Here is a 23,183-nt window from a genome sequence, read left to right as displayed (position 1 = left end):
ACAGTGTAAATCCAATAAAAAGGCAGTGATTAGCTAGCTAATTATCTGTTTTTAATAATAAAAACGTGAAGGAAGCCAAAAATGTCCTCTGCATTCTACAAGCAAATAAATCAACAAATAGAAGAAGTTAAGCAAGAAGGGCTGTATAAGTCCGAGCGAATTATTACCTCTGCACAAAAAGCTTCTGTTTCTATTTCAAGTGGTGAAGAAGTTCTTAACTTCTGTGCCAACAATTACCTTGGTTTAGCTAACCACCCAGCGTTGATCGAAGCGGCGAAAGAAGGCATGGACGAACATGGCTTCGGTATGGCTTCAGTGCGCTTTATCTGCGGCACTCAGGACTCTCACAAAGAGCTAGAGAATAAACTTTCAGAATTTATGGGTAAAGAAGACACCATTCTTTACACTTCATGCTTTGATGCTAATGCTGGGTTGTTCGAAACCATCCTAGGCAAAGAAGACGCCATTATCTCTGATGCTCTTAACCACGCTTCTATTATTGACGGTGTTCGTCTGTGTAAAGCGATGCGCTTCCGCTATGCCAACAACGATATGGCAGGTCTGGAAGAGCAACTGCAAGCAGCCGATGAAGCGGGTGCCCGTCATAAACTGATTGTCACCGACGGTGTGTTCTCAATGGACGGTGTTGTTGCCAACCTTCCTGCAATCTGTGATTTAGCTGATAAGTACAATGCATTGGTGATGGTCGATGACTCACACGCAGTCGGCTTTATGGGCGAAAATGGCCGTGGTACCCATGAGTATCATGATGTTATTGACCGTATCGATATCATTACCGGCACACTTGGCAAAGCTATGGGCGGCGCTTCCGGCGGCTACACTTCTGGTAAGAAAGAAGTTATTGATTGGTTGCGCCAGCGCTCGCGTCCTTACCTTTTCTCTAACTCGGTTGCTCCTGCCATCGTATCTGCTTCTATCCGCGTACTTGATCTGCTGAAAGAGAGTGGTGAGCTTCGCACTCAACTGTGGGAAAACGCAGCGCACTTCCGTTCACGTATGGAAGAGGCTGGTTTCACCATGGGTGGTGCTGACCATGCAATCATCCCTATTATGCTGGGCGATGCCAAAGTAGCGGCTGAGTTTGCAGAGCGCTCACTTGCAAAAGGTGTTTACGTTATCGGCTTCTCCTTCCCTGTGGTTCCAAAAGGTCAGGCGCGTATCCGTACGCAAATGTCTGCGGCGCACAGCCGTGAAGATCTGGACAAGGCCATCGACGCCTTTATCCAAGTTGGTCAGGAGATGGGCATCATCTAAGGTTATTTGTTAAAAATAGAATTAGATGCCAGAGGCATCGTTATGAAAATTAAAGCATTATCAAAACTTAAACCCGAAGAGGGTATCTGGCTTACAGAAGTAGAGAAGCCGGAAGTAGGCCACAATGACCTGCTGATCAAAATTAAGAAAACGGCTATCTGTGGTACGGATATTCATATTTATAACTGGGATGAATGGTCTCAGAACACCATTCCTGTTCCTATGGTTGTCGGCCATGAATATGTGGGCGAAGTAGTAGGAATCGGCCAGGAAGTGCGTGGCTTTGAAATTGGCGACCGTGTTTCCGGTGAAGGTCATATTACCTGTGGCCACTGCCGTAACTGCCGTGGCGGACGTACTCACCTTTGCCGCAATACTGTTGGTGTAGGTGTAAACCGCACAGGAGCGTTTTCTGAGTACCTTGTGATTCCTGCATTCAACGCATTTAAGATTCCTGAAGAGATCTCAGATGATCTGGCGTCAATATTCGACCCGTTTGGCAATGCCGTGCACACTGCACTATCGTTTGACCTAGTTGGTGAAGATGTACTGATTACTGGTGCAGGCCCGATAGGTATTATGGCTGCTGCCGTCGCTAAGCATGTTGGTGCCCGCCATGTGGTTATTACTGATGTAAATGAGTACCGCTTAGATCTCGCTAAGAAGATGGGTGTTACCCGCGCAGTAAATGTAGCGGAACAGAACCTTGAAGAGGTAATGGCTGAACTGAAAATGACCGAAGGTTTTGATGTTGGTCTGGAAATGTCAGGTAACCCTTCAGCGTTTAACTCCATGCTAAAAGGCATGAACCATGGTGGCCGTATTGCGTTGCTGGGTATTCCACCATCAGATATGGGTATTGACTGGAATCAGGTGATATTTAAAGGGCTAATCATTAAAGGAATTTATGGCCGTGAAATGTTTGAAACATGGTACAAGATGGCCTCTTTGATACAGTCCGGACTGGATTTGGATCCGATTATCACTCATCACTACAAGATTGACGACTTCCAGAAAGGCTTCGATGTCATGCGCAGCGGGCTTTCTGGCAAGGTTATACTAGATTGGGATTGATACACTAATTTGATGTATCTACTTTACCTTTTGGGGCCTTTATGGGCCCCTTTTTTCGTTTTAGGACGGTTGAAAACGATGGATTACATTCTATGCCGCCAATCTGTCGCCACTTCTAATACACGGCATTTAACACTGAAGTGGATTGGGAGATAAGCTGAGAAGAAATAGAGCACAGGAATCCAATTGAGCTGATAAATACAATGTGTGAATAAATCTCTTTATGTTATTTTGTGCCAATCCTCTGATATATCGACAATTATTATTGCTAGATAACTGCTCAGGTGGCAGGGTCTTTGTGCAATTCTGCGTCAGTGATAGGTTTAAAATAATGATAAAAATAATATTCCCCTTAGTGGTTGTATTACTTTCTGGATGTTCTTCCCGCCCTATTGAGAAAACAATATATGCATGGGTTAATAAAGATGGTGAGCTTGCTCAGAAAGATGCACTTAAAAGCGCTTTGTTAGAGTGTGAGTGGGACAAGAAAGGATTAAATGGCAGGTTGAGAAATAACAGATGATTTGACCATTAAGTTTTGCATGACTTATCTCATTACATAATTGAGAGCCTTATCGTATTTAATATAAAAATGAACGCATAAGTTCCTAGCTATGTTATTGTTTTTCAGTCAGTAAAATATGGCTAAATAATAAAATAAAGGTTCTAATATGAGTGAAATTATTGCAGCAGAGATACGCCCTGATGCAGACATTATGAAAGAAGCGAAACTCGCTTCAAGATGGTCCCGCTTAGGGGCGGCGGTGGTCGATGGTATTATCATGATCATAGTTTTTGGTGGGTTATTCTGGATAAGCCCACCGGAAGTAATGCAATCTTTATCCAACTCAGAGTTTCAGTTTGCGTTCTGGATTGTGATTAACTGTGTGTTTTTGGTTGTTCAGGGCTACCTATTACATACCAGAGGTCAGACGATTGGAAAAAACATGTTTGATATTGCAATTGTTTCCGTGAAAACAAATCAGAAGTTAGGCATTGTTTCACTCTATTTAAAGCGGTATGTCGTGTTAGGAATACTGTCATTTATTCCCTTTCTCAATATTGTCGCGTCGTTGGATGTTTTCTTTATTTTCCGGAAAGATAAACGTTGCCTGCATGACCTTATTGCCGGAACCAAAGTCATTGATATTTCAAAACCCGAGATTGAGTTCGATCCGAGCAATTACGATTAAGCGATTTTTATAAACACGCCCTTCGGGGCGTTTTATGCATCTCCTCTTAAGAGTTCGCCGTTACCGCTTCCTGCCCGACAAATTCATTTAACTCGCTTAGGGAATAAATCAGCGGCAACGGTTTGTTTTTACATGACACTCGATCCACTTTCTTTAGATCATGGTCGGTTACAACGCTTCTTTGTCTTACTCTCATCAACTATAGCGGAACCTAGTGCGGGGTGGGTTACGTCAAAATCTAGAAGCCAGAATAGAAGTCAGTACTCTACTGGGGGATCTACAATTATCCACCTTGATTAAATGTGTAACATTTCTTTAGAAATACAGTTTGAAGATTGAATTTTAGTAAAATGGCTGTCTGGAGGGCGGTACTTCGGCACCTAGCAGACACAAAAAAGCCCTGATTGAGAGTCAGGGCTTATTTGTTTTGGCGTCATGTTACACACACAAGTTCAATATAGGTGTTTCAGCTGGCAGCCGTCAAGTACAAAGCGATATTTGTACCGCCGTAAAAGTAACTAGATATTACAAACTGGATTCGGTAGTTAAGGCCTGAGAATCTTGACTATGCCTTCACCGCGGGGCGTCATGTTACACACACTATAGCATGATAGCCGGGTACGAATAGTGGTAAGGCAATCCCGGCGCGCCCTGCATCCTGTATAGGAGTAAGACATGTTGACTCTCGTTTTAGAGATCATCCTGCTTACGCTGCAATTAGGAGCTAAGCTGATTGATTTGGTAAAGCTTCTTATTGAGCCGCTGGGCTAACTCTCAAGGCACCTTCGGGTGCCTTTTTAAAATTAGGTACGGGAGCAAGCTAGCCGGTTGTTGTTTCAACTATTTGTTGTTCTATTATCAACAAAGTTTGGCTCAGTGTTATCAGGTTTTAGTTTATTTCTTCGCTGAAAAGCTTCATGGATCCACTGCTGAATTTCTTCTGGATTCTCTGACCATTTATATAGTTTTGCGAATCCATTACTAAGATTCTTTTCTAGGCGGGTAGGGAGTGATTTAGGATTAAACTCGCTATCAGATGGTGCTTTATAGGTTGGAAGTAGAATGCCGATTAACCCTGAATTTGGTGAGTATTGAGTTTCCCGGATACTTGCTGCAATTTCCCAGTCAACATGCTGCCTCTGCCAGGTCTCTTCGCCGATTAACACCACAGTTACCTCTGAGTCGCGCAGATAATCGTCGCGGATAATTTGCCGGATGGTTTCCTCTGATTTACCTGAGAAAGTTTCACCTGACGGGATAGATCGTGAAGCTATTACTTCAAAGTAATCAGAAGAGATAGCCTCTAACCTGTCACGGTAATGTTGGTCATTGTCATGATGAAAACTAACGTATGTTTTATGTCGCTTGTTGGCAGACCACGGATCATCAAAAATACTCATGCAAGCTCCTTATGTTTAGCTTGCTTTTTATTTGCGTATAGCATGAAACACTACACTAAGGCGATGAAAGGGGTCATTGATCCTAATCTAGTTTATAAGGTTGAATTAATTTAATTCTGATATCTTAGGTCCGATGCGCCAAGATGGTTAGCAGCTGATTATCCAAAAAATAAATATATAACGGGCTAGTTTTCTTGTAGCTTTACAAACTGGCCCGGTGTCATACCAAAGTAATTTTTAAAAGCACGGGTAAAATGTGACTGGTCGTTAAAGCCAAGTTCATACGCTGTCAGGGCAATATTTACTGAACCGGAAGAGAGTGCGGCGCGGGCTTTCTCCAGACGCTTGTTCATCAAGTATTGATACGGAGTTACACCAATCAGTTTTTTAAACTCCCTGAGAAAATAGAATTTACTGCAGCCTAGTAAATCGGCCAGATCATCAACTGCAATATTAGTTCCGATATTCTCCTCTATATACAGGTCAATTTTATCGACCTGTTTTTGATCGAACTTTGAAGCGGCGATCCGGTTATTCTTCAGATCAAAATAGTTGGAATAGTTCTGAATATAGTGAGTTGACAGCAGTGATACCAAGCTATTTAGATAGGCTTTACCATTACGCCCTTTGGCTTTCGTTTCCAGAATAAATAGCTCGATAATACCTTTAATCGTTTCATCCAGAACGTTGTAGTTATTCAGAAACTGAAGCTCAATCCCTTCCAAATTTAGCGGGCAATGTGATAAAAACTCCTGCTCTTCAATGGCTAAAATTATGAAATAACAAGGTTCGGCAATATTGTGGCTAAAGGGGGTTTTTGGCGGATTAATCCAGATGTTGCCGGGGCTGGTTTTCAGATCTGCAAGAGTACCGTCTTTCTCGACACTCCAGTTTAAGTCTTTATCAAGAGCCAGAGCGAAATAGAAATAAGGGGTGTAAACATTCTTTGGGTAGAAGTGAGGGGATGAGCCTTTTTCTACTAGTATGCCTGACCAATCTAAGCCGTGGTTGGAAAACTCGATTTCAAGAACCTTGCCGCAATCTGATACCGTGTCGGTCACTGAATCGTAAAATTTCAGCTCAGAGTTCATCTTACTTCCTTTGTTGTAATCTGCCTGCTAACTGAAATTAGCGGAAATATACCTGTTTCGTCAACTTGAGGTTACAACTTAACTATCCTTCAAGCTTTAGTTAATGGCATAAGCCTGACTGAGCCGGTTTTGGTGATTCAGCCATACTTTTTCATGGAAGAAATAAGCCACAGAGTTAACGGCAGGTTCGATGGTTGCTATTAACCCTCCGATAAAAGCATCACCAGTCAGCATATAAGTCACTGTAAACGCAACGCTAAAATGCACGACAGCAAAGCTTGCTGTCTTAATCTCGGTCATAGGTTCTATGCGTTTTAAAACAGGCATCTTTCTCCATACCCTTTCATGAGCATAGAAAGCCACAGTGTTAATCGATGGTTCTATCAAAGCAATCAGGCTGCCCAGCAGAAAATCTCCCGTTAATGCATAAGCCAGTGTGGTAGCAATGGAAAAATGAATCGCTGCAAAGGTTACTGTTTTGGTCATCACTCTGTTCTTTGTTTTTTTGTCTTGCTGTTATAATTGAGAATAATTCGCATTAAGTAAAAGTGAATAGACAGATAACTGTGATAGGTAACAGTTATTGAAACCCTGCTCCGTTAGGGCGCAGGGCTATTAAAAGAGTGAAAGGGCCAGTTTTATCTAAATCAGCAGATTTGCTCTTATCTGTTCAACTTCCTTGTCAGAAATCTTTAAGATGTTTTTCCGGTAGTTATCAAAACTACCATAGTGTTGTTTAATTGCCTGAAGGGCTGCGTTTATCTGCTCTTTTCTGGCTTCTCCGGCAGGCATCAGAGCTACCAGACCTTTATCTAGTAGTCCTTTAAGTTCATTAAATCCGGTCATATTGGTAATCAGGTAGTCATTAATAACATCTTGCTCCGAATAGCCCAGTGTCAGCAGAGTAACCGCTGCGATATAGCCAGTTCTGTCTTTACCTCCGGCACAGTGAAACACCAGAGGGTAGTTATCTTCATTGGCCAGCAGATGCAGGAAGCGTGATATCTGATGGTTGAACTTAGTAGCAAATTCAACGTAACGGGGAGTTCGGGCTGTTGCCAGATCAATTCCGCTCTCTTCCATTAACTGTTCTATCTGCTCAAACTCCCCTTCAAACCACATCTTTCTTACTTTCTGGGACAGCTTTGGATCGATCAGGTTCTTGATATCTGCCGGGTCCTGACCAATAGGCAGATTTACCGTCTGCGTAACACTCGGGATATGCTTGTTGGGGAAATGTTCTACTTCTTCTACAGAGCGCAGATCAACCACGGTTTTGATTCCGAGTGCCGTCATTTTATCGAGGTCAGCCGGAGAGAGTTCATGCATCTGGTCTGAACGGTAGAGTACGCCTTGGCGCAGTTTCCAGCTCTCTTTTAATGGGGTGAGTTGGCGGAAGTTTTTTACACCATCAAACTCCTGATTCAAGGTGATGGAATCACATTCTGCCGGGAGCTCAATATTAAGTCCGCTGTTACAAATGACGTTGTCGGCACTTACGGTAAAACTGGCAGTTCCGGCACATATCGCCAGCAGACTGGTTAACACAGTTCGGGTCATAGCTTTTTTCCACGTGGTTGTTAGTTAACCAGTATTGTCGGTGCTCTGGAAAGGCAATTCTTGTCTGGGCTGTTATAAAGTGTGACAAATTGTGTCTAATAGGGGACTAATGGTACAGCCGCCCCCTTACATGTGAACGACTGAACAAGATCAAAATTGCGAAGTTGAGAATGAAACTAAATAAGGAGGAATGCTAGTTGTTTATCTGGCTGGGGTTTGTTGTCTTTCTTTTCAGCGCAGCTGTATACAACTTGTTAGCCACAAACGAGAGCAGGTTTGACAAGATATGAATACGCCATCCGGCATTGTCAGGGGTTACCCGGTAAATTGGGTTGGGGTTAAACTCAAGTAACTCTTGTTCGATATATTGTGCCCATTCGGATCCGGCAATTTTTTGCACTGCTCTCAGGGCAACAGCGTAAGAGCCCACAGCGGGTCCGGCAGAGAAGAACTTACCATCTTCTGCAAGCTTACTGCCGTCAGCTATTACTCCTATTTCTGAAAGGGCTGAAATCTGATGGTAGTTTGTTGTCGCAGTTTTTCCTTTGAGCAATCCCGTAGAGCTAATTAAGAAGGTGCCTGCACAGACGCTGACGATGGCAGAGGCGCATTTATCCTGCCTGAGTACAAAATCTATCACCTGTTGATCATTTAGATACTTTGGGTGTGTTGCTCCGACGATTAAAACGTCCAGAGGCGGACATTCTTCATATGTAGTTGATGGCATTAGCGTAGGGCCAAATCCTAGTATGGGTTTGGACTGCTGTTTTCTATCAGATAGGAAGTATAGTTTACTGTTTGGTAAAGAGGAGAAAACATCGGTTGCACCAATGACGTCAGGCAGATAAATACCGGAAGGGACGAAAACACCAATGTTCAATGGCTTTGGCTTCGGGGGTATTTTTAGTGGCGATTGCTGTGTTTTTGCAAACTGAACCGGAGCATCATATTCCAGAGTAAACTCAGCTAATCGGGTTATCCAGCGTCCGTGTAGTTGCTCCAGAATAGTAAATGCTGCGTCGATTGCACCGGTAGAAGGGCCAGCAGTAACCAGTTTTCCGTCTAGGATAACCTGTTTCGTATACACACTATTGATCTGTTGTTGTTGCAAAAATGCAGTACTGGCAGAATCAGCTGTCACTTGCTGATGAGTAATGATTCCTGCCTGATAGAGCTGCACAACACCTTCTGATACTCCGACAGTAAATCTGGCTCCGGCCGTTTGTTTTTTGATAAAAGTATTGTATGACTTATTGAGAGGTTTATTGCGGGATGAGCCGGGAACAATCAACACATCTAACTGAGGACAGGTTTCCGGAGTTGAATTCGCAAGCAACGTTAGTCCGTTTCTACCTTGTACCGCCTCAGTTCTTTCTGATACGTAATAGATTTTGTTTAGCGGGTGGAAGCGAAAAACGGCCTCGCTGTTCACTATATCTGAGGTGTTGCAGCCTGGGGTGAGTAGGTATCCCATTTTCATTTTTTAACTGTACCTTTGTGGCCTATATTGTATATGGCTTACTGTATCTTTAGCCGCAAAGGTAAAGTTAGGATACGTCAATCGGATATCAGGACAATTCAATCATTTATGCCGGCAGGCATAATTGAGCTTATATCAAAGCAACTTTTGTCTGAAGTCCAGAGGCGTCAATCCTTCGTGCTTTTTAAAGAACCGGCTGAAATAGGAGGGGTCATCAAAGCCAAGACGATAGGCCACCTCTGTAACGGTAAGATCTGCCATAAACAAGAGATACTTTGCTTCAGTCATTGTTATCTTGTTGTATAGCTGGCTGGCGGATAAACCAGTGACGGATTTAACTGACTTATTTAGATGGTTAGTTGTTATAGATAGTTCTCTAGCGTAGTCAGAGGTGGACAGCTTTTTGCTAAGAGAGGCTGAAATAGCAGCTTTGTATCTATTCACAATGCTTATTGCAGCATGATTACTTTTGATGTTTATATTATGGATACTTTTCAGTTCCAACAGCAAGGTTATGGTATAGGCATTAACAATTGTGAGATCACCGGAAGGCTGAACATATTCGTGGCGAATACGGCTAAAGATGTTGCCGATATATGGAAGGATCTCTTTACTGAAACTGTATTTTGACTCATTCCATGTCTCCAGAATATCAAGGCTGAATATAAGAGAATGATTCCCCATCGAACCTATCAAACCTTCACCAGAGATATAAAAAACCGTGCCTTTGATATCTGAGCTGGCTTGTAGAATAGCATATGGCTTAGATGGCTGGATAACAACGAGCTCACCCTTAACTGCTTCTATTTCGTTATAACCGGCACTGACATTAAGCTGACCGGATTGGATTAAAATAATGAGTACCGCTTCTTGCTTCCCGATGGACGTTGGTAATGTAAGGGAAGATAAATACTCACTAAGAGGAAGACAGTAATATCCACCTTCTTTATTCAGGTACTTATGGATAAGGCTTGTTGAGTAGGTTTCAATCACGACAGCTGTCAGTAGGTAATGGATACTCGCAGAAGATTATCATAGTTATGGCGAGAGGTGACAATCCCGCTATCTTATCTCCCTAAAGCTTTGCCGAAGCTGTTCGATTTCATCTTTATCTATCCCCAGAGATTCAAGAAAACGCTGGTGTGCTTCAGGTTCCATACTTTCAAACTGTTTATGCCAATTTGTCATGTCTTGCTCACTTAAACCGGAGGCCGCCATAAGTTCGGTCCAGCGTTCCTTAGTGAGAATATCCGCAGCGGAGAGTGAGCTTTGATTCAGCAGAGTCAGTATCGCTTTTTGCTGCTGCCTTAAGCGTTGAACTTCATTTTCCAGCGCATTGAACTGATTGCGCAGAATCTGTTCTTGCTTATGTTCGTTATCAGACTCCAGAAGAGGAGCGATTTCTCCCACAGGTACACCATAGGAACGGTATGAGACGATGTTCTTTAGTCGCTCAAGTTCTTTCTGGCCGTATGTCCGGTATCCGTTGGCTGCACGACTTGCTGGCTTGAGTAAACCTGCCCGTTCGTAGTAAAGAACAGTTGTTCTTGAAATATCACACTGTTTAGCTAACTCGGTAATGGTTAACATAATCTCTACCTTTCGACGGTATTTTGATGACTGATTGTGGATCTAGCCCACTGGAATAGCTGCGGTATTAAGGCGCTCAATATTAAGATAGCAGCACCCGCCAGAGCCAGATTATCCGGAACTTCTGAAAAGATAAAATAACCTAATAGCAATGAATAGATAATACTCACATATTGCACGTTAGCGATTAGGTTAGCTTGGCCAAATTTATAGGCTGTGACTCCGAACCATTGCCCGGCAGATGAAAGAAGGCCAACCAGTATTAATAAACCCAGTTCCTCAAAGTTAGGCCAGTACCAGTTGGTAATGCTTGGGATTAAGGCGATAAAACCGACAAAGACTGCCTGATAGGCAAGTAAAGTAATTTTGGGCTCGGTTTGAGCGATCTTCCTGACGCTGACCACGGCAACAGCAGCTCCCAGCGCGCCTAGTGCACCAATCAGAATATAGAATAATGAGGCGTGATAAAACTCCGGCTGGACAACCATTATCACCCCGATAAAGCCGGCCGAGATAGTAAAAATCCGCGATAGGGTTAACTGCTCCGATAAAAAGGTTCTGGAAATAAATGCGACAAACAGAACATGAAGAAAGCCGAGTGCCTGAGCGTCAGCAAACGGCAGATTGCCGACAGCAATAAAGCCAAAGTAGAGGGCAAAAAATGCACCGGTAATTCTTAATACATGTAACTGAAGTTTTTGGGGTTTTAAAAGTATCGCAATATTTGATTTGATGGCAGGCATGAGTACGACAATAAAAACTATTTGGCGAAACAGTAGGATCTGAAAGGTATCAACTGAGTCACTCAGCACGCGTACCAGCATTGCGGACACAACGAACAGACCTGTTGAAACAAGGGCAAACAGTATGCCCTTAAGGTCATCGGGGATATTTGAAATAGTATTTGCTTTAATAACAGACATGTCACTTCCTCTAATGAATAAAGCTTATTGTCAACCCGTCACTTGTAGACGGGTCAACGGGAAGTGACTATGTCTTTTATTTATTATTGCTTAGGTTAAAGTACTCGTTTGAGCTCTTTATACTCACCCGCAGTTTCTAATATCACCATAACGGTGTTTTTATTACGGTTACGGAAGAACCAGCCATGGTTGCCGGTAAAGTTTGCTACTAACTCACCTGCGTCATCAGGTACGCCGCGCCCTTTTTCATAACTAATGGAGTTGCCATTACCGTCGCCATGAGTGTCGAAGTTGACGGGGCCGCCTTTTGAACGCCACTGAAATGTTGCGGTCTCTCCTTTATCCATCACCAGCTTAACTTCAGCACCTTGCCCGGGCTTTAGCGTCAGCACAATTTTGTCTCTCCATTCAGGAACAGGTATTCCTGTCTGTACCTTATCTGCGGCAGTAGCTACCTGAACTGGCGCTTGTTCTTCAACAACAGGGGCTTGTTGCGCTGTGTTAATAGCCTTATCTTGTGCCGCTTCTTTTGCTAACTGGGCTTTGATTTCCCCCATTTCTGTCAGGCCCAGCAAACGTCCCGCTCCGGTCGGGTCAATAGCGTACTCTGATGGCAGCACCACCGTCACTAAAATAGTAATGGCGGGGACTAAAGCAATAATTGTTGAACGAAGCAGTTGTCTGGTTGTTGGTAGTTCGGCCCGGGTTGGCATATCTGTATTGTACATGTGTATTTCCTTTTATTATTGAGCGACAACGTAGCCCGTTAACTGATAACCGATAAGCATAAAACCTAAGCTCATCATAATGACATTGACGGAATAAGCCTGACGATAAAAGCTGGCATGCCTACGCCAGAAGCCCATCAGGATCAAGATGGTTCCGAGGGCGATAAGCTGGCCGATTTCCACACCCACATTGAATGCGAGTAAGTTAGGAAGCAGGCCGTCTGGGGAGATGTCGTAGTCAATAATCTTGGAAGACAATCCAAAACCATGGCAGAAACCAAACAGCAGTGTGGCTAGTTTGGTATTAGGCTGCCGGCCAAACCAGCGCTGGAATGCACCGAGGTTATCCATCGCTTTATAAACCACAGACAGGCCGATAATGGCATCAATAATGTAGCTGTTGATGCCGATGTTGAAATAGACGCCCAACAACATGGTTGAAGAGTGCCCTATGGCAAACAGGCTGACATAAAGGGCGATATGTTTCATCTTATAAAGAAAGAAAATCACGCCAAACAGAAACAGAATATGGTCATAGCCTGTCACCATGTGTTTGGCACCCAGATACATAAACGAAATAATATTTACTCCGGTGATTTCCTGTATGTATCCCTTATCACCTTGCGCAACAGCATGAGCCAGTGCCTCGTTACTTGTTAATGCAAGGAAGAGCAGGATGAGAAGAAACATCCCTTTACGAAAGTGTTCGCCTTTGTACGGGCACAACACGCTCTCCTCAGATGAAGAAAGTAAGTTCATAGAAACTCCAAAAAATTCGATAATTAATTGGCTACACCTATGGTAGCCACTTTGATTTATGCAGAGTGGTGATGTTTTGGAGGCCTTTCTATTCTGAAAGGAAGATAACAAGGGGAGCCGCATGTCAGCCTGCTGCTTTTAGTTTCAGTCAGGTTTGCAAAGGCGATGTTACTTATGGCACTGAACGACTCGCTGTCATGGCTATGGTTACTGGCATCGTGATGGAACTGATAGTCGCTTTCTAAATCATGACTATGAGATGTTGTATGGGAGTGGCTAAAAGAGTCCTGAGTTACCGAGATCATGCTATGTGAACGAAGCTTGCCGATACAACCTGAGGTTGCGCTTACTACGATGATGAGTAGTAGCGGGATTCCAACAATGTGCTTTAGTGCTTTAAAATACATGAATAACTGTAAAACAAGAGGTTGCGGCTTAGCTCAGTTAGCTGAGTATAGATGTTCTGAAGTTATCATTAAAATTGATTGTATTTATATTAGTTATCATTGATATCGATTAAAAATAGATTAAAGAGAGTCATCTCAACTCCTCCCCCTTAGGGAGAGGAGTAAGATATTTTTCAGAGTTGCATTTAGAAGTTCAGGGTTACCTCATCAGAACAATTTGTCGGGGCGTCCTCTTCACACACTTTATATATATAAGTTCCGCCCCCTTTTCGATTGATATTATCAGTCACGAAACCGTCATTAGCTGTGGTAAAAGAAGTTGAGTTGCGGTGAATGATTACATTGTCACTAGTTGCACCACTCCATGTCAGGTCGGCTTTCTGCTGACCTTTCACTTTGTAGCCAGTTATATCGTCAATGGTGATACCCGATGAAGGTGCGTTTACGGTGATATCAACGGTGTCCATTGAAGAGAGCTCACCGTCACTAACTGTTAAGGTTACGGTTGTGGTGCCGACCGGGAAGCTTGCTGAAGGTGTGACGCCAGATGCACTGCCACCGCCAGACCAACTCCAGTTGTATGTGAGGCTGCTGCCTTCAGGATCGGAGGAGCCGCTACCATTAAGGGTGACATTCTCTGAACCGTTGTCGTCCGCATCCAGAACGGTTTGGTCCGGGCCAGCATTTGCTACCAGAGGTTGGTTAACTGGTGGAGCACCAATGGTGAGCAGAAGGCCTCCGGACAGAGTATCATTGCTGCCATCGCTGTTTGATACCACCACATCCCAGACTCTGTCCCTGTTAGGGCCGTTGGTCTGGCTGGTTAGCGTACCTTCCAGTCTTGTCGCACTGCGTGAGCTGATATTGTATTGCGGCGTTTTACCTGAACCATTCACAAAGGAGACAGAGGTACCGGCATTAAATCCGGAGCCATTGACGACAACAAAGGTATCCACTCCCAGTTGAGCGGCTGATGGTGACAGGCCTGTTATTGAGAGGGCAACAGGGGCTTCAACCACGTTGACTGTACGTACCACAGGTGTGGCAGGATTACTTCTGCTGTCGGATACATTGTAAGTGACTGAATAGCTGCCAAGTACAGAGGTATCGACATTTGAGTCGCTGACAATGGAGGAACTTACATCGCCGTCAACTAAGTCAATGGCTGTCGCGCCTGCATCAGAATAGCTGTTATCAAGAATAACCTCTGTTGGATTGTTGCCCAATAGACTGATAACCGGGCCAGTTGTATCTGTCACAGTTACTGTTTGTGAGTCGTCAGCTGAGTTACCTGAAGCATCCGTTGCTGTCCAGACCACGATGGTCTCGCCGACCGGGAAACCGGCAGGAGCATTGTTTTCGACTGCCGGGTTAGGGTCGATATCGTCTGACACAACAGGACTATCAAGATTAACCGGGGTTGCAGAAGCGGTCGCTTCTGCAGATACATCGGCCGGAGCTGTGATGGTTGGCGGAGTGATATCCGGTTCCGTGTTCACCAGATTGTTCAGGGCAAGGTCAACGTTGATGCGTGGGATACCGTTGACGCTCCCTCCGGTTCTCTGATCATTGATTGGTGTGCCGGTATTTTTTAGTGCCTGTAATACTTCGTCGACTGTAGCTGCTGGTTTTGACTGCTTTAATACCGCCCAGGCACCTGCAACATGTGGTGTCGCCATTGACGTTCCTCCCCATGTCGAAGTTCCTCCACCAGGCACTGCTGAAGTAATGGTATGGCCGGGAGCAAACAGATCCATAAAGCTGGCTACGTTAGAGAAAGAGGCCACGTCGTCGTCATCTTCTGTTGCGCCGATACTTACCGATGTTGAAATACAGGCAGGGCCGCTAATGGCGGTTCTGCTGCCTGAGTTACCTGCTGCTATAACCGTTGCAATATCATCAGAGCGAAGGTTGTCTATGATATTTTTCAGCGGGTCATCATCACAGGTAGCGGAATAGGAGCCACCGCCGATACTCATGTTGACTGAAGCGATATTAAATGAGTGTTGCAGGGTTAGGTGCACATGTTCAAGGGCAGCCATCTGGTCGCTTTGCCATGTCAGCATACAGTCAGAGTTGTTACAGTAGTCAGGAAACAGAGAGAAAATTTGAATAGCGATGATATTGGCGTCCCGTGCCACACCAAAATCGGCTCCGCTTCCGTCATTACCCGCCGCGGAACCAGCTACATGAGTGCCGTGGGCGCAATCGCCCTGAGCATTAGGATAGCCGGATGCAGCACTGGTGCAGTCTATACCAGAGCCGGCAGATGTCGAGCTTTCAACCCCTCCGGGACAAACACTGCTGGAATAGCCGAGCCGATTAGTGGAGAAACAGGCTTCAGCAACCACTTTATTGCTGACACCACTGCTGAAGAAAGGGTGATATTTGTCCACACCGGTATCCAGAATAACGACAGTCTGTCCGGCACCTGAATATCCGTCGTTCCACGCATTTACGGAACCAATAATATTGTTACTTTCCGCCATCACCAGTGGTATGGGCGTATCCTCAATTACGTTGACAATATCATCCCGGTTATAGAGCTGTTGAAGTTCATCAGCATCAAGGCTGAGAACCATACTTGGAATGGTTTGAAAGCGGGCAATAACCGATGAGTTAGATCTTAGCCCACTCATTAATTGTCCCTGTGCAGAAGCGATAGCAGCGCGCTGCAAGCCGACTGCCGCTGCATCAGGTAGCTCACCTTCTGCTGTAAATGCAACATCAAACTGAACAATAACGCGAACCGTGCCTTTCTCTATGGCTTTGTCAATCAGGGCCTGATTAGGGAGTGGTTTGGCAAACGCTGAACTGATAAAGAACAGTAAGGCGATAAGTAATAGTTTTAACTGGTTAATCCGAATCATTTTTTACCCCGAAAGAGTGACAATCTGGCAATAACAGACGGCATGCTCTGTTAACTAATGAGGCTCCCCGGCTGTGTTCGTTGCTCTTTATAAATCGATAAGGGTAAAGACAAGCCCACACATAGCCTCAATATCAAGTGTAGTTGAGTAAAATGTTAATAGTGAATAGCTGACTTTGATTTGCGCAGAATGAGTCTTTGTCTATCCGCTTTTCTGTTGAGGGTATAGGAGGTATTACATAATTTTTAAATGCTGAATATAGAGCCGGGAAACAAAATTTTTCTAAAGGCTGTGAACATCAGGCCGATAGCCACTAATACGGATGAACTTAATTAAATTATTGATATAAAAATAAATAGAGGCTCAGATATGGCAGTAAACGTTAACACGAATGTTTCTGCAATGACGGCTCAGCGGTTTGTAAATAGTGCGGCATCTCAGCTAAATACATCCATGGAGCGGTTATCGTCAGGATCTAAAATTAACAGTGCTAAAGACGATGCATCCGGTTTGCAGATATCCAACAGGCTGAACGTACAGAACCGGGGATTAGATATTGCCGTCAGAAATGCCAATGACGGAATATCAATGGCACAAATTGCCGAAGGGGCATTGAACGAGTCGACGGATATCCTTCAGCGCATGCGTGATCTTTCATTGCAGTCGGCAAACGGTTCTAACTCCAAGGCGGAGAGGGTCTCCATTCAGGAGGAGATTACCACACTGAATGATGAACTGAATCGTATCGCGGAAACCACCTCTTTTGCCGGCATTAAGCTGTTAAACGGTACTTTCGGAAACAGGACAATGCAGATTGGTGCAGACAGTGGTGAAGGGATTGCACTTAGCCTGAATGACATGCGTACGGATAACATGTTAACGGGTGGAACAAGGCTACTTACCACCACTGGCGGAAAGGCAGAGGGCTGGACATTAACGGAAGACTCGATGTTTACCATGACTCTGCAGGACAAGTCTGACCCGGGCAACTCTCAGGAGTATAGCTTTGAACTGAAAGGCGGTGATGATATTCAGGAAATAGCCACCAGAATCAATGGTCAGCAGGATGCGGTTCAGGCTATGGTCGATGAAGATGGCAATATGATGCTCTATCACTCAGCAAGGGAAAACTTTGATCTTGAAGTGTCAGGGGACTTTGCTGATGAGATCAGTCCGTTTACCAGCAAGGATAGTTCCATCAATGATATTGATGTAACGACGGTAGGGGGCGCACAGCTTTCGGTTTCTATCATTGATTCAGCACTGAAATATGTTGATTCAAACCGCGCTGAGCTGGGTGCGTTTGAAAACCGTCTGGATCATGCCATTACCAATCTGGAAAACATTGATGAAAAGATCCATGACTCCAAGAGCCAGATAAAGGATACCGATTTTGCCAAAGAGACCACGGAAATGACCAAGTCTCAGATTCTGCAACAGTCTTCAACCTCGATTCTGGCACAGGCTAAACAGAAGCCTAATGCTGCCCTTGGATTGCTTGGATAATAGCTTGTTAGGCTAATCGCCTGTTGAGTTATATCTGGTTTGTATCATCGCTCCTGCCATAGTGCAGGAGCGATGTTGCCATTTTTTAGCTAGTTTCGTGCCTTATTAATAACAATAATCGCAAAATTGTGAATTAATAATGTACTTTTTAGTTATTAATCTAAAGTTCTGATAAAGGGTAAACTAGCCTATCCAGACCGAGCGGAGCAGAGAAATGGCGATAGAGTTGAACAGACAACTGATGTCTTTTATTGATGTGGTTAACTACCAAAGCTTTGCTGAAGCGGCTAAGCACAGAGATATGCTGCCTTCGCTGTTATCGAGAAACATTAAAGGACTGGAAGAGAAGCTGGGTGTCGTTCTGTTGAACCGGACCACTCGTGCGCTTTCCCTGACGGAAGCGGGGGAGGAGATTTATCAGCAGGCGCTGGTATTGAAAGAGCTGGAGCTTAAGATGAATCGCTTCGCCAGCGGTTACAGCCAGTCTTCCAGCGGACTGGTAAGGCTTACATCGGCTTCTCATCTCAGCCATGATTATATATTACCGGCCATACAGGCGGTGCAGACCGAGTATCCCGATATCCATTTTGAAGTGGATTATGACGACAGAAGAGTGGATATCGTTAAGGAAGAGTTCGATATGGCGATACGCATATGGGAACCGCAGGATAGCTCTCTTATTGGTCAGAAACTGCGTTCTTCTAAGCTCTGTTTAATCGCCAGCCCTGAGTTTATTGAGCGGTACGGAATGCCGGAAAGTATTGAGCAGCTTTGCCAGTTACCGGCGGCTTGCTATGCCCGCCTTGGAGTGGTGCGGGATAAAATCTGTTTTTACAACAGTGAAGATAAAATACAGGTGGCGGATATGAAGCCTGCCTATAAATCCAGCTCGCCGGAGTCTCTGATATACAGCGCAAAGTCGGGCATGTATTTCACTATGGTGACCGACCATAACCTAAGTGATGCATTGACAAGTGGTGAATTGATCCGGCTTTTCCCCGACACGCGTTTTGAGAAGGAGAGTGCCATCTATGCGGTTTATCCAAACCGCGATATGAGCTTTGGTGCCAGGCTATTCTTGCAGCAACTTAAACAGCGATTCGCCACTTTTGGTCTGGCTCATGATTAACTCTCACCGTCAATTACTGTCGCTTTAGTACAGAGTGAAATGACTTTGTTGCTATTTTTGTCATCATAAATGTCTCCTAATCTAGTCTGCCTAAACGATAGTAAGCAGGAGGCAGAATGCTTTTTTCCAACTTTAAACTGGGTAGTACTGAGCTGACAAACCGTATAGCGATGGCACCCATGACCCGTTCCCGCGCCAGTATTGATGGTTTACTGAATGACGATATTGTTAGGTATTACCAACAGCGGGCGACAGCTGGCCTGATTATTACAGAAAGTGCACCGGTTTCACCTGTCGCTCGCGGTTATGCTTTTACCCCTGGGATTTATAACCAGCAACAGATTGATGGCTGGAAAAAAGTGACTGATGCGGTGCATGCTGAAGGCGGAAAAATCTTTATTCAGCTCTGGCATGTGGGCCGCGTGTCGCATACCAGTATTACTGGTGGTGAACAGCCTCTTGCTCCTTCCGCAATAAAAGGACTCAACAAAGGCTATGGCCCTCTGGATGACGGCAGCTACGGCTTTGTCGATCAGGAAATACCGAAAGCCATGAGTAAGGAAGATATTATCCGGACTCAGCAAGAGTTTGTTCAGGCGGCAAAGAATGCGGTGGAAGCGGGTTTCGATGGTGTAGAACTTCATTCAGCCAACACTTATCTGTTTGAACAGTTTATGTTGCAGAGTGCTAACCAGCGCAGCGATGAGTATGGCGGCAGTCAGGAGAATCGGGTGCGTTTTCTTGTAGAAACCGTTACTGCTGTTGCTGAAGCTATTGGTGTAGAGAAAGTGGGTTTCCGTCTGTCTCCTTATCTGGTTATTGATGATCCCGATGTTGACCCTGAAATGCCATCACTGGCACTTAAGGCTATGGAAGCCCTTAATCATCTGGATCTGGCTTATGTACACTTCTCAGAAAACGTGGCTACCTGGCGTCCGGTGCCGTCTTCCTTCCGCCGTCAGGTTCGCGAGATCTGGCATCATCCGGTGATTGTTGCAGGCCGCCACACTAAAGAGTCTGCACAGGATATGCTGGACACAGGTTATGCTGATCTGGTTGCCTTTGGTGAGTATTACATCTCAAACCCGGACTTGGTTTACCGCTTTAAGCAGGGTGTATCCCTGAACGGCAATGACAAATCCACCTATTACGGTGGCGGTGCTAAAGGGTTGACGGATTACCCTATTGCAGACCCTGCGGTTAAGCACTTAGCGGATGCTTAAGAGTGATCTAATTGCTACTCAGGCGGGTAAGTTCCCGCCTGAGATGTAAATTAAGCTAAAAATCTTTGGGGAGGAGCTGCTAACTAGGTTTGTTGCTTTGCGAATCAGACTCCAGATTGGCATTAATCGTTTGATCACCTTTAAGGCGTTCCCAAAGGCTGTCAAACCGATCAAGGCTTAACTCGCTTTCATACCGGTAAGGTGGCTCTGTTAGCTTCCATTCTCCGTTGTCACTTCTTTCTGCAAGTACAAATTCGAATGAGAGTTGCTCTGCCATGCCCATACGTAAGTCAGAAACAATCAGAGAGCCTTCTTCTTCACGGTAGCTGAGAAAGTCACGAGAGAACGCTTTTAACCCGTCATGGGATTCAGATGGTTTTGTTACCGGCCAGTGCCCCAACGGTCGTGATACAAAATCGATTTGATCTTCCCTATCCAGCAGTGATGCTAACGCCTCCCGGTAATGGTTGTCTTCGATAACAATGATTCGCCAAAGCAGGGTATTAAATGGTGTCGCGGTGATAAGCACCTGATCGCTCGTTATCTTTTGAGCAGATAGAGTTTGCTCCACACGTTCGGCAATAACTTGCTGTGCTGCATAACCCCAACCCAGATATAAACTCGATAAGATAAGCATACTCCGGCACCAGCGCCCACCATTATTTTTGGCGACCAGAGCAACCCCGATGGCAGCTAGCAGCGGCAGCGTATAAAGGGGATCAATGATAAATATAGAGCTTACAGCAAAATAGCCATGGACTGGCCAGAGTAATTGTGTTCCGTAGGTAGTCATCGCATCCAGCAGAGGATGTGTTACCAGCACACTTAATGTCAGGATAAATACCTTTGAAAATGTCCAGAATGAATCGGGACGGAAGCGGCTATATAGCCAGGATATCAACAAAGCAAATGGCGGAAGAACAAGCAACGAGTGCGAAAAACCTCTGTGGTTGATGGTGTTACTGACCGCATCGCCGTAATCCAGCATAACATCCAGATCGGGCAAGGTACCAAGAGCAGCTCCGGTAAGTAATACTTTGGCATTACACTTCTTTCCTGCGATTGCACCAGCAACCGTTGCTCCCAGAGCTGCCTGAGTAATTGAGTCCATATCCGCTATTCTCTGTCGGTAATTTCTTTAACTAAGCGTGACACTTTAACACCAATCAGTAGCTAAGTGCTAAGCGGAAAAAGCATATAATATGTCAGTGGATTACTGGTGAAATGTTGTGTCCAATAACAAAAGAACTAAACTTAACCCTATGAAAAACCTTCCTATACTCTATTCACTTCATAACTGTCCCTATGCTATCCGGGCGCGTATGGCTCTGTATAAAGCTGGTATGCCGGTGGAACTACGTTCCATAAAGCTGGATAACAAACCCAGTTCAATGCTGCAAGCTTCGCCTAAGGGGAGCGTTCCTGTGCTGGTTGTTTCTAGGGTGGGGTTAAAAGACGACACAATGGTGATTGAGGAGAGTCTGGAATTGATGCTCTGGGCTCTGGCTCAGAATGATCCTGATAACTTACTCTGTCCAGATGAAAATGTATCGCTAACGGAAATGGTTTCCTTTATTACGGCGTTCGAGGATAAGTTTGTCACTGCACTTAACGCCTTTGCTTGTGCTAAACGCTATCACGAACCAAACCTTGAGCAGTTGCGCCAGCCTTGTGAAGCCGTTCTGAAAGAGTTTGAACAGAGATTAACCCGGCACGCTTTTCTGTTTGCTGAACAGGAAAGTCTGGCGGATATCGCTGTTCTGCCGCTTTTACGCAAATACGCCCGCATAGATAAGCAGTGGTTCAGACAAAGCCCATACCCAAAAGTACGGCAGTGGCTAAACCAATACCTACAAAGCAGAATGTTCTCAAAAGTGATGGAACATCACGAGTTATGGCAACCGACCAAGTTTACCTAAATTTTACTTCCGATCATTTAGCCTTTGGACAATATTGGTTTACTTTTTGCAACAAGTTTAAGCTGGTTGAAAAAGCGGCAATTGATTTCCCATTCAGGGGAGACACATAGGACACTTGAAAGTGCAAAAAAGCAGCTAAACTAAAGTTATCGCCAAATCAACCGATATACGTATGAGATCCGAGCAGTTGTTGTACGGTAAATAAAATAATGTTTTATTGATTAAGTTGTTGTATTTAAATATTAAAACAGTGTTCAGAATACATGTGTTCGCTCGAAAGTGATTGCAACATAATGTGAACTTGTTCAAAATTAACCGTATACGCCTGAATGAAAAGAGAAAAATAAGTAGGGTTTTCTTATGAAAGTTGTTGATATGCTAAAGCACAGAAGTGAATCTCTGTCTAAGCAACCTTTCGAAATCAAAGAATTTATGTCTCCGACACTACGTGTTTACTGGGAAGATCTTGTCAATAAAGCAAATGACAACCCGCTGGCACACTGGTTTCGTGAGCATCAACTATTGCCAGCCATCAATGAAGAGCAGCACATACAGGAAGAGGTGATTGAACTTTCTCCTGCGGCACAGGCTGTTTATGATGAACTGCTGCCTAAACTTGATGAAGAAATCCACGTTGGTGACTGGGTAAGCATCTCTCAGGATCGTATTAATGCTTTCGGTGAAGTAACTGAAGATATGCAGTGGATTCATACTGATCCAGAACGCGCCAGTGAAGAGTCACCATTTAAAACCACTGTGGCTCACGGTTTTCTTACTCTTTCTATGCTGTCACGCATGACCGATAGTGTAGACCCTGAAAATTCACTGTTCCCGACAGCCAGAATGGTGGTTAACGTCGGGCTGAATCAGGTTCGTTTCCCGTATCCGGTAAAATCAGGTGACAATATTCGTACCAGAAGTAAGTTGGTAAAAATCACACCTATTAAGAAAGGTCTGGAAATTGAGCGTGAAATGAAGGTTGAGATTGACGGAGTGCGCCGCCCGGGTTGTGTGGTTGTTTCTGTTATCAGGCTTTATTTCTAACCAGAACTGACG

At 44.6% G+C, this 23,183-nt stretch carries 21 protein-coding genes; 8 read left to right on the top strand and 13 right to left on the bottom strand.

Annotation, left to right across the window (positions count from 1 at the left end):
• Window positions 1–81 precede the first annotated feature (81 nt).
• From PK654_RS20590 to PK654_RS20580, 3 genes are all read left to right on the top strand, one after another.
• Window positions 82–1,275, top strand: a complete 1,194-nt coding sequence (locus PK654_RS20590; RefSeq protein ID WP_271699254.1) for a glycine C-acetyltransferase — start codon at window positions 82–84, stop codon at window positions 1,273–1,275.
• Window positions 1,276–1,317: 42 nt separating this feature from the next.
• Window positions 1,318–2,349 (top strand): L-threonine 3-dehydrogenase, encoded by a 1,032-nt coding sequence (gene tdh / locus PK654_RS20585; protein WP_271699252.1) that lies wholly within the window; start codon window positions 1,318–1,320, stop codon window positions 2,347–2,349.
• Window positions 2,350–3,020: 671 nt separating this feature from the next.
• Complete coding sequence (locus PK654_RS20580; protein ID WP_271699251.1) at window positions 3,021–3,542, top strand: RDD family protein; 522 nt, start codon at window positions 3,021–3,023, stop codon at window positions 3,540–3,542.
• An 836-nt stretch (window positions 3,543–4,378) separates the two neighbouring features.
• Here the strand turns inward: PK654_RS20580 and PK654_RS20575 are convergent.
• The 12 genes from PK654_RS20575 to PK654_RS20520 all read right to left on the bottom strand — a co-directional run bounded on the left by PK654_RS20575 (window position 4,379) and on the right by PK654_RS20520 (window position 16,350).
• Window positions 4,379–4,942, bottom strand: coding sequence for a TIR domain-containing protein (locus PK654_RS20575; protein ID WP_271699250.1), 564 nt, complete (start codon window positions 4,940–4,942; stop codon window positions 4,379–4,381).
• Window positions 4,943–5,127: 185 nt separating this feature from the next.
• Window positions 5,128–6,033: a helix-turn-helix transcriptional regulator gene (locus PK654_RS20570; protein ID WP_271699248.1), complete on the bottom strand. Its 906-nt coding sequence runs from the start codon at window positions 6,031–6,033 to the stop codon at window positions 5,128–5,130.
• A 96-nt stretch (window positions 6,034–6,129) separates the two neighbouring features.
• Entirely contained in the window at window positions 6,130–6,519 is a 390-nt protein-coding gene (locus PK654_RS20565) for a DUF2061 domain-containing protein (protein ID WP_271699247.1), read from the bottom strand.
• A 156-nt stretch (window positions 6,520–6,675) separates the two neighbouring features.
• The gene (locus PK654_RS20560) at window positions 6,676–7,593 is read right to left on the bottom strand and encodes a tyrosine-protein phosphatase (protein ID WP_271699245.1); all 918 of its coding nucleotides are present in this window, start codon (window positions 7,591–7,593) and stop codon (window positions 6,676–6,678) included.
• 193 nt (window positions 7,594–7,786) lie between these two features.
• Window positions 7,787–9,067: a DJ-1/PfpI family protein gene (locus PK654_RS20555; RefSeq protein WP_271700737.1), complete on the bottom strand. Its 1,281-nt coding sequence runs from the start codon at window positions 9,065–9,067 to the stop codon at window positions 7,787–7,789.
• Between the two features lie 141 nt (window positions 9,068–9,208).
• A complete protein-coding gene (locus tag PK654_RS20550) occupies window positions 9,209–10,066 on the bottom strand; it encodes a helix-turn-helix domain-containing protein (protein WP_271699243.1) in 858 nt (285 codons plus the stop codon).
• Between the two features lie 69 nt (window positions 10,067–10,135).
• Window positions 10,136–10,663 (bottom strand): MerR family transcriptional regulator, encoded by a 528-nt coding sequence (locus PK654_RS20545; protein ID WP_271699241.1) that lies wholly within the window; start codon window positions 10,661–10,663, stop codon window positions 10,136–10,138.
• A gap of 5 nt (window positions 10,664–10,668) precedes the next feature.
• Window positions 10,669–11,586 carry a DMT family transporter gene (locus PK654_RS20540; protein WP_271699240.1) on the bottom strand — a complete coding sequence of 306 codons (918 nt, stop codon included), beginning with the start codon at window positions 11,584–11,586 and terminating at the stop codon, window positions 10,669–10,671.
• 95 nt (window positions 11,587–11,681) lie between these two features.
• Window positions 11,682–12,314, bottom strand: coding sequence for a transmembrane anchor protein (locus PK654_RS20535; protein WP_271699239.1), 633 nt, complete (start codon window positions 12,312–12,314; stop codon window positions 11,682–11,684).
• Between the two features lie 15 nt (window positions 12,315–12,329).
• Window positions 12,330–13,073: a HupE/UreJ family protein gene (locus tag PK654_RS20530; protein ID WP_271699237.1), complete on the bottom strand. Its 744-nt coding sequence runs from the start codon at window positions 13,071–13,073 to the stop codon at window positions 12,330–12,332.
• 56 nt (window positions 13,074–13,129) lie between these two features.
• Complete coding sequence (locus PK654_RS20525; RefSeq protein WP_271699236.1) at window positions 13,130–13,480, bottom strand: hypothetical protein; 351 nt, start codon at window positions 13,478–13,480, stop codon at window positions 13,130–13,132.
• Window positions 13,481–13,665: 185 nt separating this feature from the next.
• Window positions 13,666–16,350, bottom strand: coding sequence for a S8 family serine peptidase (locus PK654_RS20520; protein WP_271699235.1), 2,685 nt, complete (start codon window positions 16,348–16,350; stop codon window positions 13,666–13,668).
• 369 nt (window positions 16,351–16,719) lie between these two features.
• Between PK654_RS20520 and PK654_RS20515 the strand changes: the two genes are divergently transcribed.
• The 3 genes from PK654_RS20515 to PK654_RS20505 all read left to right on the top strand — a co-directional run bounded on the left by PK654_RS20515 (window position 16,720) and on the right by PK654_RS20505 (window position 20,208).
• Complete coding sequence (locus tag PK654_RS20515; RefSeq protein ID WP_271699234.1) at window positions 16,720–17,856, top strand: flagellin; 1,137 nt, start codon at window positions 16,720–16,722, stop codon at window positions 17,854–17,856.
• A 214-nt stretch (window positions 17,857–18,070) separates the two neighbouring features.
• Window positions 18,071–18,985, top strand: a complete 915-nt coding sequence (locus tag PK654_RS20510) for a LysR family transcriptional regulator (protein ID WP_271699233.1) — start codon at window positions 18,071–18,073, stop codon at window positions 18,983–18,985.
• A gap of 116 nt (window positions 18,986–19,101) precedes the next feature.
• On the top strand, window positions 19,102–20,208 hold the full coding sequence (locus tag PK654_RS20505; protein ID WP_271699231.1) for an alkene reductase: 1,107 nt from the start codon (window positions 19,102–19,104) through the stop codon (window positions 20,206–20,208).
• A 79-nt stretch (window positions 20,209–20,287) separates the two neighbouring features.
• Here the strand turns inward: PK654_RS20505 and PK654_RS20500 are convergent, their stop codons facing one another.
• Window positions 20,288–21,319 carry a metal-dependent hydrolase gene (locus PK654_RS20500; RefSeq protein ID WP_271699230.1) on the bottom strand — a complete coding sequence of 344 codons (1,032 nt, stop codon included), beginning with the start codon at window positions 21,317–21,319 and terminating at the stop codon, window positions 20,288–20,290.
• 151 nt (window positions 21,320–21,470) lie between these two features.
• Between PK654_RS20500 and PK654_RS20495 the strand changes: the two genes are divergently transcribed.
• Together PK654_RS20495 and PK654_RS20490 are read left to right on the top strand one after the other, a co-directional pair.
• Complete coding sequence (locus PK654_RS20495; RefSeq protein ID WP_271700736.1) at window positions 21,471–22,127, top strand: glutathione S-transferase; 657 nt, start codon at window positions 21,471–21,473, stop codon at window positions 22,125–22,127.
• A 360-nt stretch (window positions 22,128–22,487) separates the two neighbouring features.
• Complete coding sequence (locus PK654_RS20490) at window positions 22,488–23,171, top strand: MaoC family dehydratase (protein WP_271699228.1); 684 nt, start codon at window positions 22,488–22,490, stop codon at window positions 23,169–23,171.
• The last annotated feature ends 12 nt before the right edge of the window (window positions 23,172–23,183 follow it).

This window comes from Vibrio sp. SCSIO 43137 (genome assembly GCF_028201475.1).
In the GTDB taxonomy this organism is placed as follows: Bacteria; Pseudomonadota; Gammaproteobacteria; order Enterobacterales; family Vibrionaceae; genus Vibrio.
Note: the sequence above shows the minus strand (reverse complement) of the source record. Positions and strands in the feature narration are given on the sequence as shown.

Coding starts and splice junctions, on each gene's coding strand:
- PK654_RS20590 (WP_271699254.1), top strand. CDS start 82: ATGTCCTCTGCATTCTACAAGCAAATAAATCAACAAATAGAAGAAGTT.
- tdh (WP_271699252.1), top strand. CDS start 1,318: ATGAAAATTAAAGCATTATCAAAACTTAAACCCGAAGAGGGTATCTGG.
- PK654_RS20580 (WP_271699251.1), top strand. CDS start 3,021: ATGAGTGAAATTATTGCAGCAGAGATACGCCCTGATGCAGACATTATG.
- PK654_RS20575 (WP_271699250.1), bottom strand. CDS start 4,942: ATGAGTATTTTTGATGATCCGTGGTCTGCCAACAAGCGACATAAAACA.
- PK654_RS20570 (WP_271699248.1), bottom strand. CDS start 6,033: ATGAACTCTGAGCTGAAATTTTACGATTCAGTGACCGACACGGTATCA.
- PK654_RS20565 (WP_271699247.1), bottom strand. CDS start 6,519: ATGACCAAAACAGTAACCTTTGCAGCGATTCATTTTTCCATTGCTACC.
- PK654_RS20560 (WP_271699245.1), bottom strand. CDS start 7,593: ATGACCCGAACTGTGTTAACCAGTCTGCTGGCGATATGTGCCGGAACT.
- PK654_RS20555 (WP_271700737.1), bottom strand. CDS start 9,067: ATGGGATACCTACTCACCCCAGGCTGCAACACCTCAGATATAGTGAAC.
- PK654_RS20545 (WP_271699241.1), bottom strand. CDS start 10,663: ATGTTAACCATTACCGAGTTAGCTAAACAGTGTGATATTTCAAGAACA.
- PK654_RS20540 (WP_271699240.1), bottom strand. CDS start 11,586: ATGTCTGTTATTAAAGCAAATACTATTTCAAATATCCCCGATGACCTT.
- PK654_RS20535 (WP_271699239.1), bottom strand. CDS start 12,314: ATGTACAATACAGATATGCCAACCCGGGCCGAACTACCAACAACCAGA.
- PK654_RS20530 (WP_271699237.1), bottom strand. CDS start 13,073: ATGAACTTACTTTCTTCATCTGAGGAGAGCGTGTTGTGCCCGTACAAA.
- PK654_RS20525 (WP_271699236.1), bottom strand. CDS start 13,480: ATGTATTTTAAAGCACTAAAGCACATTGTTGGAATCCCGCTACTACTC.
- PK654_RS20520 (WP_271699235.1), bottom strand. CDS start 16,350: ATGATTCGGATTAACCAGTTAAAACTATTACTTATCGCCTTACTGTTC.
- PK654_RS20515 (WP_271699234.1), top strand. CDS start 16,720: ATGGCAGTAAACGTTAACACGAATGTTTCTGCAATGACGGCTCAGCGG.
- PK654_RS20510 (WP_271699233.1), top strand. CDS start 18,071: ATGGCGATAGAGTTGAACAGACAACTGATGTCTTTTATTGATGTGGTT.
- PK654_RS20505 (WP_271699231.1), top strand. CDS start 19,102: ATGCTTTTTTCCAACTTTAAACTGGGTAGTACTGAGCTGACAAACCGT.
- PK654_RS20500 (WP_271699230.1), bottom strand. CDS start 21,319: ATGGACTCAATTACTCAGGCAGCTCTGGGAGCAACGGTTGCTGGTGCA.
- PK654_RS20495 (WP_271700736.1), top strand. CDS start 21,471: ATGAAAAACCTTCCTATACTCTATTCACTTCATAACTGTCCCTATGCT.
- PK654_RS20490 (WP_271699228.1), top strand. CDS start 22,488: ATGAAAGTTGTTGATATGCTAAAGCACAGAAGTGAATCTCTGTCTAAG.